The following is a 14,531-nucleotide window of genomic DNA, read 5'->3' as shown; positions in this document are numbered from 1 at the left end:
AAAACATAATGTAGTAATTTGGTCTTTTAACATTCATTATATATTAGCTAAAGTACGGAAACATTAGCTTACAAATAAAATACTACAAAAATAAAAAGGCAATAGAGCAAGACTCTACCACCTTAAAGATTATACCATATATCATTGTGCTTTTCTTGCTAAAAAGGTTCCAGCCAGTAAAAAAGTTGGTATGGATGCCATTCCTATTACTAATAGCCAATCCCTTCCCGAAATCGGTACCGTATGAAAGATGGTTTGTAAAGGCTGCACATACATGACGGCTACCATCAATAATAGGGAGGATAGTACCGCCCCCACTAGATAAAGGTTACCGAATGGATTTCTCGAGAAGATCGAACGTTCACTTCGGCAATCGAATACATGTATAAGCTGAGCCAGGACCAGGGTAGCGAAAGCAATCGTTTGTGCATAAGCAAGGTTATCCGGATTTGCACGATATACAACATAAAATGCAATCAATGTGGAAACCCCTATCAGAAAACCGCGTGAGATGATCTTCCAGCCAAGCCCCCTTCCAAAAACACCTTCATTGGCATTTCTTGGATTCCTTTTCATTACATCTTCTTCTGCGGCATCCAGTCCCAATGCCATCGCGGGCAGTCCGTCGGTTACAAGGTTCACGAATAAGATCTGGATTGGTATCAATGGTAATGGCAAGGCGCATAGCATCGCAAAAAACATGACCAAAATCTCCCCAACATTTGAAGCAAGCAGGTAACGGATGAACTTCCTGATGTTTTCGTAAATATTCCTGCCTTCTTTGATGGCCGATTTTATTGTGGCAAAATTATCGTCAACCAATATCAAGGAAGAAGCTTCTTTAGCAACATCAGTCCCCGTGATGCCCATGGATATACCAATATCCGCTGATTTTATCGCAGGGGCATCATTGACACCATCCCCTGTCATTGCAACGACATGTCCTTTATTTTGCAAGGCTTTTACGATTTTCAACTTATGTTCCGGGGAAACTCGGGCAAATACCGAAACAGTTTCAACAACTTCCTCAAGTTCCCCGACTTCCATGTCCGCCAATTGCCGTCCTTCAAGTACACGGTCTTTTCCTTTTAAAATTCCAAGCTCTTTAGCAATTGCCTTTGCGGTTATCACATGGTCGCCTGTAATCATGACAGTTTTGATCCCGGCGTCCCTGCATTCCTTAACTGCCTGTTTCACCTCCGGACGAGGGGGATCGATCATGCCCTGCAGTCCCATGAAGGTCAAATTACGCTCAGCTTCGGTTTCATGCAGCAAAATCGTTCCTTTTGAAAGAGGTTTATAACCTACAGCAATCATTCTAAGTGCCTGCGAAGCAAGCCCATTCATGTCCTGTTGCACCCTTTCCTTACTCTCCCGATTTAATATTTCCGACCTTCCTTCCCAAAGAATCGTGTCGGACTGGGCAATCAATACGTCCGGGGCACCTTTTACGATAACGAAATGATTATCTTTATCATCCTTCACTATGACACTCATCATTTTGCGGCTCGAGTCAAATGGAAACTCCTTTACTATCGTAAACCTCTTAGATAGGTGTTCCCTCGTCAATCCCGCTTTCATTGCCGCGACCAACATCGCCCCTTCTGTCGGATCACCGTCTAGAATATATTGTTTACCATTCTCCTTTAACTCAGCTTTATTACAGAGCATGCCGAATGTAATTATTTGAAGCAAGGCATTATGGTTTTTCGGGGCAACTGAAACTCCCTCTAAAGAAAATTCTCCGACCGGATTGTAACCAGTACCGCCCACATCCCAAGTTTTTCCTCCACTCCAAACCTTCGTCACCGTCATTTTGTTTTGTGTCAGTGTACCTGTTTTATCTGAGCAAATCACTGTTGCACAGCCAAGCGTTTCTACGGCAGGAAGCTTACGGACAATTGCTTTTTGTTTGATCATACGCTGAACACCTAAAGACAAGGCTACGGTCACAATGGCTGGCAAGCCTTCGGGAATCGCCGCAACAGCCAAAGATACCCCGGCCAAAAACATCGTATAAAGATCATGTCCTTGAATGACACCAGTCAGGACCACGATTACAGTTAATATTAAGGCCGTGACGATCAAGATTTTGCCTAGCTGCTCCAACCTCCGTTGAAGCGGTGTTTCTTTTGTTTCTGCAGTCTGCAGGAGATCCGCAATCTTTCCCATCGCCGTATTCATTCCTGTAGCGATTACGATTCCGACTCCATTCCCTCTTGTCACCATCGTTCCCATAAAAGCCATATTTTCCTGATCACCGATACCTTCAACCTCATTCATCAATGGATCAGAACATTTAACGGCCGGGAGTGACTCGCCGGTAAGTGCCGACTCTTCTATTTCAAGGCTTGAATGGTCGATGATCCGTAAATCGGCACCAATACGGTCACCGCTCGAAAACTTCAGGATATCCCCTACAACCACTTCTCTCGATGGGATTTTCATCCACTGGCCATCCCGAAGCACGTTAACTTGCGGTGCAGCCATTTCCTTTAAGGCATCCAAGGATTTTTCTGCCTTCCGTTCTTGAAAAAAACCAAGTAATCCATTCAAAAAAACAATCGCCATGATGGCAATCGCATCGATATATTCACCCAATATCCCTGAAACCAATGTCGCGGCAAGTAAAACTATGACCATGAAATCTTTGAATTGGGCGAAAAATAAAAGAATGGCTGACTGTTTTTCTCCTTCCTTCAATTCGTTAAAACCGTTCTTTCGCAGCCTGTCCTTTACTACATCATCGTCCAAACCGTGTGTAACGTTTGTTTGAAGCGCTTTCTCCATTTCTTGATTATTCATTTCCCTGAACTCCATCAAGTATCACACATCCCTTTGAATAGAATGAAATAGGCTCCTGTATACATCTCAACAGGCGCTTTTTGCTTTATTCTTCCAACACCTGCCTGCTTACCGATACATAAAACAACCTGCTCTTCTTCCATGATTATTCAGACTCGTCCAAAATAATGCTATAATTAAACAGAATTGCGGAAAGAAGAACGATCCGGATAATTTTTTGTATGAACGAACTGTAATCATGATGAATGGACCAATTTTGTATTCAATATCAGGAAATAAAAAAAGCATCCATTCATTGTACCTGAACTGCTGCTTTCACCCAGTTCGCTAAAAAATTGTAGTTAACTAAAATGGGCAGTGATGCATTTATAACGCCCGGCAAAAATGAGTTCTTAGAAAATCTTATGTAAAGGAAGTAAAAATAGAATGTCATTTGATGGATTATTTACGAAAGCGATGACGGAAGAAATCGCTTCTTTATTAGAAGGTGGACGAATCAATAAGGTACATCAGCCTTATAAAAATGAAGTAATACTGGTTGTTCGTGCTGGAGGTAAGAACCATAAGCTCTTATTATCAGCCCATCCAAGTTATTCGAGGGTGCAAATGACCGAAGAAAGTTATGAAAATCCCAAAGAGGCACCCATGTTCTGCATGCTTCTTAGGAAGCACCTCGAAGGCTATACGATAGAAAATATTTATCAATATGAACTTGATAGGATGATCATTTTTGAAGTGAAGGGCCGCAATGAGCTTGGCGATGTCTCTCAAAAGCAGTTAATCATCGAAATCATGGGGCGACACAGCAACATTGTTTTAGTAGATAAAGAACGAAATATGATTTTGGACAGCATTAAGCATGTTTCACATGCCGTCAACAGTTATCGGGCGATATTGCCCGGCCAGGAATATAAGGCTCCACCCGCACAGGAAAAGAATGATCCCTTCAAGGCTACCGAGGACGATATCAGGAAGAATATTGACTTCAATTCAGGAAAGCTGGATCGACAGCTTGTTGCCCATTTTTCAGGAGTTTCACCATTAGTTGCAAAGGAAGCCGTCTACCGGGCCGGACTTGCCAACAGCACGACCCTTCCAACAGCCTTTTTAAAGATTATCCAGGAAATCTCGGAACAGAAATATGCTGCCACGATCAAACAAGATGGAAATAAAGAAGTTTTTTATATGCTCTCACTAGAGCATCTGTCTGGGAATCAACGTACGTTTTCTTCATTGAGCGAGATGCTGGACCGCTATTACTTCGGAAAGGCAGAAAGAGATCGGGTTAAGCAAAAGAGTCAGGATGTAGAACGTTTCATTACTAATGAAATCGAAAAGAACTCAAAAAAAATCGGCAAGCTCGAACGTACATTGAAAGATACGGAACGCGGAGAACAGTATCAGTTGTTCGGTGAGCTGCTTACAGCTAATCTATATCAAATGAAAAAAGGCATGAAGGAAATAGAAGTCGTCAATTATTATGATGAAGAACAAAGTATGGTCACCATCCCGCTTGACCCATTAAAAAATCCGTCAGATAATGCACAAAAGTACTTCTCCAGATACCAAAAGTCCAAAAATGCAGTTGGAGTGGTCCAAGAACAAATCGAAAAAACAAAATTGGAATTGGCCTACTTCGAAGCCTTGCATCAGCAGCTCCAATCAGCGTCACCCAGGGATATAGAGGAGATTCGGGAAGAACTTCAGGAAGAAGGATACATTAGGCAAAAAAAGAAAAAAGGCATGAAAAAGCCTGCAAATGCAAAACCGCAGCTTGAAACATATTATGCTACGGATGGAGATCTCATTTTTGTCGGGAAGAATAATAAACAAAATGATTATTTAACGAATAAGTTTGCACGCCGTGATGAAATATGGCTTCATACCAAAGATATACCCGGCTCACATGTTGTGATTCGAAATGAATCGCCAAGTGAAAAAACAATAAAAGAGGCAGCCGTATTAGCAGCTTTCTTCAGTAAAGCAAAGCAATCGAGTTCAGTGCCCGTTGATTTCACACAGGTTCGCCATGTTAAGAAACCGAATGGTTCCAAGCCCGGGTTCGTAATCTATGACCAGCAGCAGACCGTTTATATTACACCGGATGCCGATACTGTCATACGCTTAAAGGAAGCGGTAAAAGAGTAAAAAAATAGAGGGGGCCCAGTCCTTAGTGATTGGGCCCCCTCTATTTTCATGCCAAAATCCAAGCTGTATCAGCCGGATTCTCCCGCCATTTTTTTAGCTTTTCCAATTCTTCTGCCGTGATGTACCCTTTATCATTAGCGACTTTTATCAAAGTAGAGTAGTCACTCAACGAATGGTTAATAATGCCCTCAGCTTCGAATTTTTCTTTTCCCTTTTCCAATTCGTAAGTAAAGATCGAAACGACTCCTAGAACATCACATCCAGCCTCTTTCAGCGCGTTAACAGCAGTAATCACACTTCCGCCGGTTGAAATCAAGTCTTCTACAACCACCACTTTTTGTCCTGGAACTGCGCGGCCTTCGATTTGATTGCCCTTTCCGTGCTCCTTGGCTTTGGATCGAACATAGCACATCGGTGCATTTAATTTTTCACTCACCCAAGCTGCATGCGGAATGCCGGCAGTTGCTGTGCCTGCAATCAGTTCAGCCTCAGGAAAATGCTGTTCAATCAAACCTTTCAATCCTTCCGCTATTTCATTGCGAACCTCTGGGTATGAAAGGGTTAAGCGATTATCACAATAAATGGGTGATTTAATTCCAGATGCCCAAGTAAAGGGGTCATTCGGCTGTAGGTACACTGCTTTTATTTCCAATAGATGTTCAGCTATCTTATTATTTAACATGATATTCCCTCCCAAGCTGCTTTCATATCCAAATACGCCCTTAATGGATCTGCCGCCCCCGTAATGGCTCTCCCTACAACGATGGCATCCGCTCCAAAATCCCTAGCTTGTTCAGGCGTGGCAATTCTCTTTTGATCATGCGTCTGTCCACCTGCACTTCGGATTCCAGGTGTGACGGTTAAGAATTCATGACCGATGCGTTCATGTATGTTCTTTACTTCATGGGTAGAACAGACGACGCCATCCAATCCTGCCTGTCTAGTAAGGTTTGCATAATGGAGAACCGAATCTTCCAGAGACCCGGCAATGTTTTGCTCAGCATTCATTTGTTCTTGTGACGTACTCGTCAGTTGGGTAACCCCAATGCATAATGGACGTTTTTTACCAGCGGACGTCCCCTTATCCAGACCTTCCATGGCTGCTTCCATCATCTTTTGTCCACCTGCCGCATGTACATTGACCATGTCAGCGCCTAAAGCTGCCAATCCAGTCATGGCCATTTTAACGGTATTTGGAATATCATGAAGCTTCAAATCCAAAAACACATCGTGGCCTTGCTCCTTTACGAAAGAAACGATTGATGGACCATTTTGATAAAATAATTCCATCCCCACTTTTACAGCCAGTTTTTCCGAATGGAACTGTTTTAGGAATGTCTCCGTTTGAAGGAGGTCAGGGAAATCAAGAGCGATTATTAGTGACTGTTTCATTTTGCTTCCAGCTCCTTCCGGTACATTCTGAAATATGGTCAAATCCCAGCTCATCCAACAATTTTGGTAATTCTTCGATGATGGTCGGGCATACAAAGGGATCCACGAAATTCGCGGTTCCCACCGCAACAGCACTGGCACCCGCATAGAAAAATTCAATGACGTCTTCCGCCGTAGCGATGCCGCCCATTCCGATTATTGGAATAGAAACTTGCTGGCTAACCTCATAAATCATCCGGAGCGCTACAGGTTTTATTGCAGGACCAGATAATCCACCCGTTCTGTTAGAAAGGATCGGTTTGCCCGTTTTTAAATCCAATCGCATGCCGACTAATGTATTTATCATTGTCAACCCGTCGGCCCCGCCATCTTCAACCGCTTTGGCCATATCCACAATATTACTGACATTCGGTGAAAGCTTCACATAGACTGGGACGGAAGATACTTCCTTTACCGCCTTGGTTACCTCTTTGGCAACTTCCGGTACCGTACCGAAAGCTATGCCTCCTTCTTTTACATTCGGACAAGAGATATTCAATTCAAGTGCTTTCACATTCCCCGCCTTACTTATTTCACTGGCAACTTTTACATAGTCATCTATTTGCGAACCTGCAACGTTGGCAATGATGGGAACATCATACCTACTTAGCCAGGCCAGTTCTTCACTGATCACCTTTTCCAAGCCTGGATTCTGCAGACCGATGGCGTTCAGCATTCCCGAAGAGGTTTCCGCAACTCGCGGAGTCGGGTTACCGAACCTCGGCTCAGGAGTGGTCGCTTTGATCATGATCGCCCCAAGAATATCCAAGTCGAAAAATTGACTGTATTCACGGCCGAATCCAAAGCATCCAGATGCTGGCATGACCGGGTTTTTCAAGTGTAATCCTGGTAATTCAACTGAAAGCCTGCTCATAATACCACCTCTCCTGCCCGGAATACGGGTCCATCGCTGCAAACCTTTTTATAACTGAAACCAGTTGGATCATCCCCTGTATGACACACGCAAGCAAAGCATGCACCGATGCCGCATCCCATCCTTTCCTCAAGGGACAGGAAAAGCTTTTTCTCACGATAGCCCGCTTCCAAGGCTCTTAACATTGGTGTAGGCCCGCATGAAAAGATCGTTGCAAACTCTTGCTCCAGATTGTCTATTACAGTCGTAACAAATCCTTTTGTCCCGTATGAACCATCCACAGTGGCAATATAGGTATCACCTAATTCACTGAATTCTTTTTCGTAAAAGATGGCTGACTTGGTCTGGAAGCCCAATACATGGATTACCGTAACACCTTTCGCAACCAACATTTGTGATAATTGATACAGGGGCGGGACACCAACCCCGCCGCCAACCAATAATGCCGTTTCACCCTGTTTAGCCTCATGAACGGGAAATCCGTTGCCAAGGGGTCCAAGGATATCGACCGCTTCCGCCTCTTTACGCTGCGATAACAATGTCGTTCCTTTACCTTCAGCCCGGTATATCATCGTGAACTGTTTTTCACTGCTGTTGTAAGAAGAAATCGAAATCGGGCGTCTTAACAATGGCTCAGTGCCTTCTGTTGTCTTGACTTGGACAAACTGGCCTGGTTGATTCATCTCTGAAACCAATTCACCTTGCAGGGTAAGTTCAAAGATGGATGGGGCCAGTTCCTTATGATTTAACACCTTCATTCTTTCCTTCTTGATCATATATAGCTCACCTCACGACTTTTTTCCGTTTTTCCCATTGCTTCTGCCGAGAAGGTCATGGATTCTATCACTCTTAAAATGGCTTCTGCCGTATCAAGTGATGTTAGGCATGTCACTCCATTTTCAACCGATTCACGTCGGATTCTGAAACCATCCCGTGCCGGTTGCTTACCTTTTGTCAAAGTATTTATGACAAATTGCGCATCCCCGTTCCGGATGACATCCAGCAGGTTTGTACCTTCTTCGCCAATTTTTCCGACAATCGCAGTCGGGATTCCTGATTGCTCCAATAGGGCAGCAGTTCCGCTGGTGGCTATCAGCTTGAAGCCGATATTATGGAAACGCCTTGCTAAAAGCAGCGCTTCTTGCTTATCTTTATCCGATATCGTCAATAACACCGAACCATGCCCCTTGATCTTGAAACCGGAAGCGACCAGCCCTTTATATAAAGCTTTTTCAAGGGTGCTATCTTTCCCCATTACTTCACCGGTCGATTTCATTTCAGGTCCGAGTGAGATGTCCACACCTCTTAATTTCGCAAATGAGAAGACCGGCACTTTCACATAGACCCCAGTTTGTTCTGGCACTAACCCCGATTTGTAACCTTGGCTTTCAAGCGTGTGGCCCAAGATGACCTTCGTGGCTAAGTTAGCCATCGGCACATTCGTAATTTTACTTAAGAATGGAACGGTTCGGCTGGAACGTGGATTTACTTCAATCACATACACTTCTTCATTGCTGATGACATATTGAATGTTCAAGAGACCAATTATATTCAAGCCTTTTGCCAATCGGGTCGTATAATCAATGATTACTTCTTTTTGTTTTTCCGTTAAGTTTTGTGGCGGATAGACTGCAATCGAGTCACCTGAATGGACGCCGGCACGCTCAATATGCTCCATGATCCCAGGGATAACGACCGTTTCGCCATCGGAAATACCATCCACTTCGATTTCCTTACCCGTTAAGTAGCGGTCTATCAGGACAGGATGATCCGGATTTATTTTCACGGCATTTTTCATATAATGCAGCAATTCTTCTTGTTTATAGACGATTTCCATCGCTCTTCCTCCGAGGACATACGATGGCCTTACTAAAACCGGGTACCCGATATCTTCAGCGATGACGATCGCTTCATCAACCGATGTTGCAGTTTTGCCCTTTGGCTGAGGGATGCCTAAATCCTTAAGTGCTTTTTCAAATTTATTTCGATTTTCCGCCCTATCCAGGTCTTCAAGTGAAGTACCAAGGATTTTCACTCCTCTTTCAACAAGACCATCTGCAAGGTTGATTGCTGTCTGTCCGCCAAACTGGACGATGACCCCTTCCGGTTTTTCCAAATCGATGACATGCATGACATCTTCAATAGTCAATGGTTCGAAATAAAGTTTGTCGGAGATACTGAAATCCGTCGAAACTGTTTCTGGATTGTTGTTGATGATGATCGCTTCATATCCCGCTTCCTTAATGGCCCATACCGAGTGTACGGTCGCATAATCAAACTCTACTCCTTGCCCGATCCGAATTGGGCCTGATCCCAGAACAATGACACTTTTCTTGTCAGTGACGATGGATTCATTCTCATCTTCGTATGTCCCATAAAAATACGGAGTTTCCGATTCGAATTCGGCAGCACATGTATCAACCATTTTGTAAACAGGGATGATTCCTTGCTGTTTCCGGTATTCATAGACATCAATTTCGGGAACTCCCCATATTTCTGCGATTGTTTTGTCAGAAAACCCTAGTTCTTTAGCCTTTTGCAATACTTCACAATCAAAAGAATGTTCTTTAAGCTGCTTTTCAAAGTCGATTATCTTTTTCAACTTATGCAAGAAGAATAAATCGATCTGGCTCCATTCGTGGATGGTTTCGATCGTTTTTCCCCTTCTTAACGCTTCACCGATATAGAATAACCGTTCATCTCCGGCTTTTCTGATCCGTTTCTCTATCTTTCCATCCTCAAACTCGTCATTCAAATTAAGATGGAATATACCCGCTTCAAGGGAACGCACAGCTTTTAAGATTGATTCCTCGAATGTACGGCCGATTGCCATGACTTCTCCTGTCGCTTTCATTTGGGTACCGAGCCTACGGTTGGCGCTTTCGAACTTATCGAAAGGCCAGCGCGGAATTTTCGTAACGACATAGTCCAGTGCCGGTTCAAAGCTGGCATAGGTTTTGCCAGTGACAGGGTTCATCATTTCATCGAGCGTCAAACCAACGGCTATCTTTGCTGCTAGCTTTGCAATTGGATACCCAGTCGCTTTTGAAGCAAGTGCCGAAGAACGGCTGACCCTTGGGTTCACTTCAATGACATAATATTGATAGCTGTTTGGATCTAGCGCAAGCTGAACATTACATCCACCTTCAATTTTCAAGGCGCGGATAATCTTCAAAGACGTATTTCGAAGCATTTGATACTCTCTGTCACTTAATGTTTGGCTTGGGGCCGCAACGATTGAATCGCCTGTATGGACACCGACAGGATCGAAGTTTTCCATATTACAAACAACTATTGCATTATCATTGGAATCACGCATCACTTCATATTCCACTTCTTTGAAACCGGCAATGCTCTTCTCAAGCAGACATTGGTGAACCGGGCTGCTTTTCAGGCCACCCTCAACGATCTCGATAAGCTGCTCTTCGTTATCACAAATCCCACCGCCTGTTCCGCCAAGCGTGAAGGCTGGACGAACAATGACCGGATAGCCGACTCGTTCAACGAATGTATAAGCTTCTTCCAGGTTATGAATAATGTCGCTGTCAGGCACTGGTTCCCCCAGATCATTCATTAGCGTACGGAAAAGGTCACGGTCTTCCGCTTGTTGGATAGCCGAAAGTTTGGTCCCAAGAATTTGGACATTGCATTCTTCCAGGATTCCTGATTCGGCAAGCTCAACTGCCATGTTCAAGCCAGTCTGTCCGCCCAAGGTAGGTAACAGTGCATCCGGGCGCTCTTTACGAATGATTTTGCTGACAAATTCCAATGTGATCGGTTCGATATAAACCGCGTCAGCCATTTCAGTGTCTGTCATGATTGTCGCAGGGTTAGAGTTAATCAGGATCACTCGATAGCCTTCTTCTTTTAAGGCTATACACGCTTGGGTTCCTGCATAATCGAACTCGGCGGCCTGTCCGATGACGATCGGACCGGAACCAATTACTAGGATGCTTTTTATATCATTGCGTTTTGGCATGTTTTTTCCCCCTTGTTGGTTGCAGCTTCAATCATTTGTAAGAATTCATTGAATAGGTAGTTGGCATCTTCCGGACCTGGTGATGCTTCCGGGTGATATTGTACGGTGAAAGCTGGATACTTTTTATGGCGCAGACCTTCAATCGTATCGTCATTCAATGCTGTATGTGTCACAATAAGATCTGTACTTTCAATGGAAAGCTCTTCAACTGTATATCCATGATTTTGAGATGTGATGGATACCTTTCCGGTACGAAGGTCCCTAACCGGATGATTCGAACCTCGATGGCCGAATTTTAATTTTGCCGTATCCGCCCCGTTTGCAAGTGCGAATAATTGATGTCCTAAACAGATTCCGAATAACGGTACTTGCGTTTGGATTGTACGGATCATTTCGAGCGTCTCATGAACACTTTTCGGATCTCCAGGGCCGTTTGAAAGCATCACGCCATCCGGATGGTATTGCATCACTTCTTCGGCCGTGACGTTATAAGGGACAACCACGACATCACAGCCGCGCTTCGTCAACTCACGTAAAATCCCATGCTTCATGCCGTAGTCTACAAGAACAACCCGCGGGCCTCTGCCCGGGCTGGAATAAGGTGCTTTTGTTGAAACCTGTTTTACCTGATTAGAAGGAATCACTGTTGCTTTCAATTGGGAAACCACTTCACTTGCATCTTTATTGATATTGCAAAGCGCCCCTTTTAGTGCACCTGATTTCCTGATGATTCTTGTCAGCTTTCTCGTATCGATTCCGCTTATTCCAGGTATGTTCTTCATTTTCAGATATTCATCTAGTGATAATTGGTTTCGCCAGTTGGAAGGAAGTTCTGCTGTTTCCTTAACGACGAATCCTGCTATGGCTGGATTGATGGATTCAAAGTCATCACGGTTTATCCCGTAATTCCCGATTAATGGATACGTAAGTGTAACGATTTGACCGCAATACGATGGATCGGATAGAATCTCTTGGTAACCGGTCATTCCTGTGTTAAAAACGACTTCACCTATTTTTTCTACGTCCCCGCCGAATGCTTCCCCAAGGAATACTGTCCCATCTTCTAAAATTAGCTGTCTTTTCATCCTTGAACACGTCCTTTTTCCCAAGCTATTTTTCCTTCTGCAATCGTCATGACTGGCCAGCCATAACATTTCTTTTCATTAAAAGGTGTATTTTTCCCTTTTGAAGCAAACTCTTCAGCATTGATTTCTTTTTCCGTTTCCAAATCGATGAGTACGATATCCGCAGTAGCACCTTCTTTTAGCTCTCCATAAGGAAGGGAGAAGCTTTCGGATGGTTTGATTGTCATGAAATCGATCAATTGCTTTAATGTTATGACGCCCTTTTTAACCAATTCGGTGTAAAGCAGCGGGAAGGCCGTTTCCAATCCTACGATTCCGAAAGGAGCCAGCTGCATTCCCTGCGCCTTTTCCTCTGCCGCATGCGGGGCATGGTCTGTTGCTATAAAATCGATGGTTCCGTCAAGCAGTCCTTCAATCAACGCGTCCCGATCTTCACGGCCCCTTAATGGCGGGTTCATTTTATAATTCGTATCAAGTCCCGGTATATCATCTTCACATAATAATAAGTGATGCGGTGTTACTTCGGCGGTGACGCGGATACCTGCACTTTTTGCATCCCTTACCGTCCTTACCGATTCCTTAGTGGATATATGGCACACGTGATAATGGCAGTCTGCCGCTTCGGCAAGAAGTATATCCCGGGCGATATGTACAGCTTCACATACCGACGGAATTCCATTGATCCCCTGTTCTTTTGAGAATCTTCCTTCATGGACGGAGCCTTTATTGATTAAGCTATTGTCTTCACAATGAGCAACAATGGCCATATCTTGAGCGGCTGCCCGTTTCATCGCTTCCAGCATCATCCCGGCTTCTTGAATTCCTACGCCATCGTCTGTAAAGGCGAAAGCACCCGTTTGTTTTAGTGAAGCAAAGTCGGTCAGCTCCTTGCCAGCTTCCCTAATCGTAATGGATGCATATGGGAGTACCCTGACATGAGCCGTTTCTTCAATTTTCCTGTTAAGCGCTTCTAGGTTCTCCACTGTATCAGGAACTGGCCTTGTATTAGGCATCGCCGCTACCGTAGTGAAACCGCCTCTTGCCGCTGCAAGCGTCCCGCTTGCGATTGTTTCCTTATGTTCACCGCCCGGTTCGCGTAAATGGACATGCAGGTCAACAAGCCCAGGTGTAATCAGTAATCCTCCAGCGTCAACTACGTTACAATTTTCCGTCGCCAAGTTCTCGCCGATCTTTGTGATGACCTTGCCTTCTATCTCAATGTCCGCTTTTTTGAATGAGTTTTGATTATCTAGCAATACTCCATTTTTGATTACTGTTTTCATGGATGTTTCCCCCTTCGGTTTGTTCAAGCACATTTTTTAATACGGCCATTCTAATGAACACGCCATTTTCCATTTGTTTAAAAATTCTCGAGCGGCTGCATTCGACTAAATCACTGTCTATTTCAACACCGCGGTTTATTGGTGCAGGATGCATGATGATCGCATCCGGTTTCATATTTTTTTCACGTTGTTTGGTCAGGCCGAATTTTTCCAGGTAATCTCCATTTGCCTGATCGTATTTATCAATATGCCTTTCATGCTGTATTCTGAGCAGCATGACCACATCCGATGTAGCTACCGCATGATCGATGTCTTCATACCTTCCTAAACTGTTTGTTCTGTCAAACCATTCAGGCGGACCCGAAAATACGACATTCGCTCCTAAACGAGTCAGTGCTTCTGCATTCGATTTCGCAACCCGACTATGCCTTACATCACCGATTATCGCAATCTTCAGACCTTTGAAACTTTTAAACTCTTGTTTAATCGTCAATAAGTCCAGTAATGATTGGGTTGGGTGATTTCCGCAGCCATCCCCTGCATTGATTATTGGAATCCCGATCTTCTCATTCAATTCGTCAAAATAATTATCCTGTTCATGACGGATGATCAAGGCATTTACACCTATCGCTTCTAACGTTTTAACTGTGTCATATAAGGTTTCGCCTTTTAACACGGATGATGTACCCGCATCAAAAGGAATGACCTCAAGTCCCAATTTTCTTTCAGCCATTTCAAAGCTTGATTTTGTACGTGTACTTGGTTCAAAGAAGAGATTGGCAACTGTGGTCAGCTGCTTTGGAATCCAGCTGGTTCCGTTGGCAAAACACTCTGCCTCATGTAAAATCCCTTCAATCTCACTTATTGTCAATTCATTCATGGTCAATAATTTTTTCATCGATCCTGCTCCTCTCACATTTGTGATG

The 14,531-nt window shown here is 44.0% G+C and carries 11 protein-coding genes; 1 reads left to right on the top strand and 10 read right to left on the bottom strand.

The annotated features are described in order from the left end of the window. Nucleotides 1-141: 141 nt before the first annotated feature. On the bottom strand, nt 142-2,820 hold the full coding sequence (locus tag MHB45_RS05645; RefSeq protein ID WP_048684670.1) for a calcium-translocating P-type ATPase, SERCA-type: 2,679 nt from the start codon (nt 2,818-2,820) through the stop codon (nt 142-144). After that, nucleotides 2,820-2,948: a hypothetical protein gene (locus MHB45_RS05640; RefSeq protein WP_260088759.1), complete on the bottom strand. Its 129-nt coding sequence runs from the start codon at nt 2,946-2,948 to the stop codon at nt 2,820-2,822. Before MHB45_RS05640 ends, MHB45_RS05645 begins: the two co-directional genes overlap by 1 nt. A 283-nt stretch (nt 2,949-3,231) precedes the next feature. Between MHB45_RS05640 and MHB45_RS05635 the strand changes: the two genes are divergently transcribed. Further along, on the top strand, nt 3,232-4,953 hold the full coding sequence (locus MHB45_RS05635; RefSeq protein WP_048684630.1) for an Rqc2 family fibronectin-binding protein: 1,722 nt from the start codon (nt 3,232-3,234) through the stop codon (nt 4,951-4,953). A gap of 46 nt (nt 4,954-4,999) precedes the next feature. Here MHB45_RS05635 and pyrE read toward each other — a convergent pair whose 3' ends face one another. The 8 genes from pyrE to MHB45_RS05595 are packed head-to-tail and all read right to left on the bottom strand — an operon-like array spanning nt 5,000 to nt 14,503. Then, nucleotides 5,000-5,635 carry an orotate phosphoribosyltransferase gene (pyrE, locus tag MHB45_RS05630; protein ID WP_048684628.1) on the bottom strand — a complete coding sequence of 212 codons (636 nt, stop codon included), beginning with the start codon at nt 5,633-5,635 and terminating at the stop codon, nt 5,000-5,002. Further along, nucleotides 5,629-6,345, bottom strand: coding sequence for an orotidine-5'-phosphate decarboxylase (gene pyrF, locus MHB45_RS05625; RefSeq protein WP_048684626.1), 717 nt, complete (start codon nt 6,343-6,345; stop codon nt 5,629-5,631). The genes pyrE and pyrF overlap by 7 nt, the downstream gene beginning before the upstream one ends. After that, complete coding sequence (locus MHB45_RS05620) at nt 6,317-7,258, bottom strand: dihydroorotate dehydrogenase (protein WP_063591681.1); 942 nt, start codon at nt 7,256-7,258, stop codon at nt 6,317-6,319. Before MHB45_RS05620 ends, pyrF begins: the two co-directional genes overlap by 29 nt. Continuing rightward, nucleotides 7,255-8,034 carry a dihydroorotate dehydrogenase electron transfer subunit gene (locus tag MHB45_RS05615; protein WP_072272706.1) on the bottom strand — a complete coding sequence of 260 codons (780 nt, stop codon included), beginning with the start codon at nt 8,032-8,034 and terminating at the stop codon, nt 7,255-7,257. The genes MHB45_RS05620 and MHB45_RS05615 overlap by 4 nt, the downstream gene beginning before the upstream one ends. Then, complete coding sequence (gene carB / locus MHB45_RS05610; RefSeq protein WP_048684619.1) at nt 8,031-11,237, bottom strand: carbamoyl-phosphate synthase large subunit; 3,207 nt, start codon at nt 11,235-11,237, stop codon at nt 8,031-8,033. The genes MHB45_RS05615 and carB overlap by 4 nt, the downstream gene beginning before the upstream one ends. Continuing rightward, a complete protein-coding gene (locus MHB45_RS05605) occupies nt 11,216-12,322 on the bottom strand; it encodes a carbamoyl phosphate synthase small subunit (RefSeq protein WP_048684617.1) in 1,107 nt (368 codons plus the stop codon). Before MHB45_RS05605 ends, carB begins: the two co-directional genes overlap by 22 nt. Beyond that, nucleotides 12,319-13,605, bottom strand: a complete 1,287-nt coding sequence (locus MHB45_RS05600) for a dihydroorotase (protein WP_072272705.1) — start codon at nt 13,603-13,605, stop codon at nt 12,319-12,321. Before MHB45_RS05600 ends, MHB45_RS05605 begins: the two co-directional genes overlap by 4 nt. Next, on the bottom strand, nt 13,568-14,503 hold the full coding sequence (locus tag MHB45_RS05595; protein ID WP_034313843.1) for an aspartate carbamoyltransferase catalytic subunit: 936 nt from the start codon (nt 14,501-14,503) through the stop codon (nt 13,568-13,570). Before MHB45_RS05595 ends, MHB45_RS05600 begins: the two co-directional genes overlap by 38 nt. Between the last annotated feature and the right edge of the window lie 28 nt (nt 14,504-14,531).

Source organism: Peribacillus sp. FSL K6-5616, from assembly GCF_038008245.1.
Lineage (GTDB): Bacteria > Bacillota > Bacilli > Bacillales > DSM-1321 > Peribacillus > Peribacillus frigoritolerans.
This window is presented reverse-complemented; position numbering and strand designations above follow the sequence as displayed.

Excerpts from the sequence above, each read along its gene's own strand:
- pyrF (WP_048684626.1), bottom strand. The coding sequence starts at position 6,345 with ATGAAACAGTCACTAATAATCGCTCTTGATTTCCCTGACCTCCTTCAA.
- MHB45_RS05640 (WP_260088759.1), bottom strand. The coding sequence starts at position 2,948 with ATGGAAGAAGAGCAGGTTGTTTTATGTATCGGTAAGCAGGCAGGTGTT.
- MHB45_RS05595 (WP_034313843.1), bottom strand. The coding sequence starts at position 14,503 with ATGAAAAAATTATTGACCATGAATGAATTGACAATAAGTGAGATTGAA.
- MHB45_RS05605 (WP_048684617.1), bottom strand. The coding sequence starts at position 12,322 with ATGAAAAGACAGCTAATTTTAGAAGATGGGACAGTATTCCTTGGGGAA.
- MHB45_RS05600 (WP_072272705.1), bottom strand. The coding sequence starts at position 13,605 with ATGAAAACAGTAATCAAAAATGGAGTATTGCTAGATAATCAAAACTCA.
- MHB45_RS05620 (WP_063591681.1), bottom strand. The coding sequence starts at position 7,258 with ATGAGCAGGCTTTCAGTTGAATTACCAGGATTACACTTGAAAAACCCG.
- MHB45_RS05635 (WP_048684630.1), top strand. The coding sequence starts at position 3,232 with ATGTCATTTGATGGATTATTTACGAAAGCGATGACGGAAGAAATCGCT.
- MHB45_RS05615 (WP_072272706.1), bottom strand. The coding sequence starts at position 8,034 with ATGATCAAGAAGGAAAGAATGAAGGTGTTAAATCATAAGGAACTGGCC.
- carB (WP_048684619.1), bottom strand. The coding sequence starts at position 11,237 with ATGCCAAAACGCAATGATATAAAAAGCATCCTAGTAATTGGTTCCGGT.
- MHB45_RS05645 (WP_048684670.1), bottom strand. The coding sequence starts at position 2,820 with ATGGAGTTCAGGGAAATGAATAATCAAGAAATGGAGAAAGCGCTTCAA.
- pyrE (WP_048684628.1), bottom strand. The coding sequence starts at position 5,635 with ATGTTAAATAATAAGATAGCTGAACATCTATTGGAAATAAAAGCAGTG.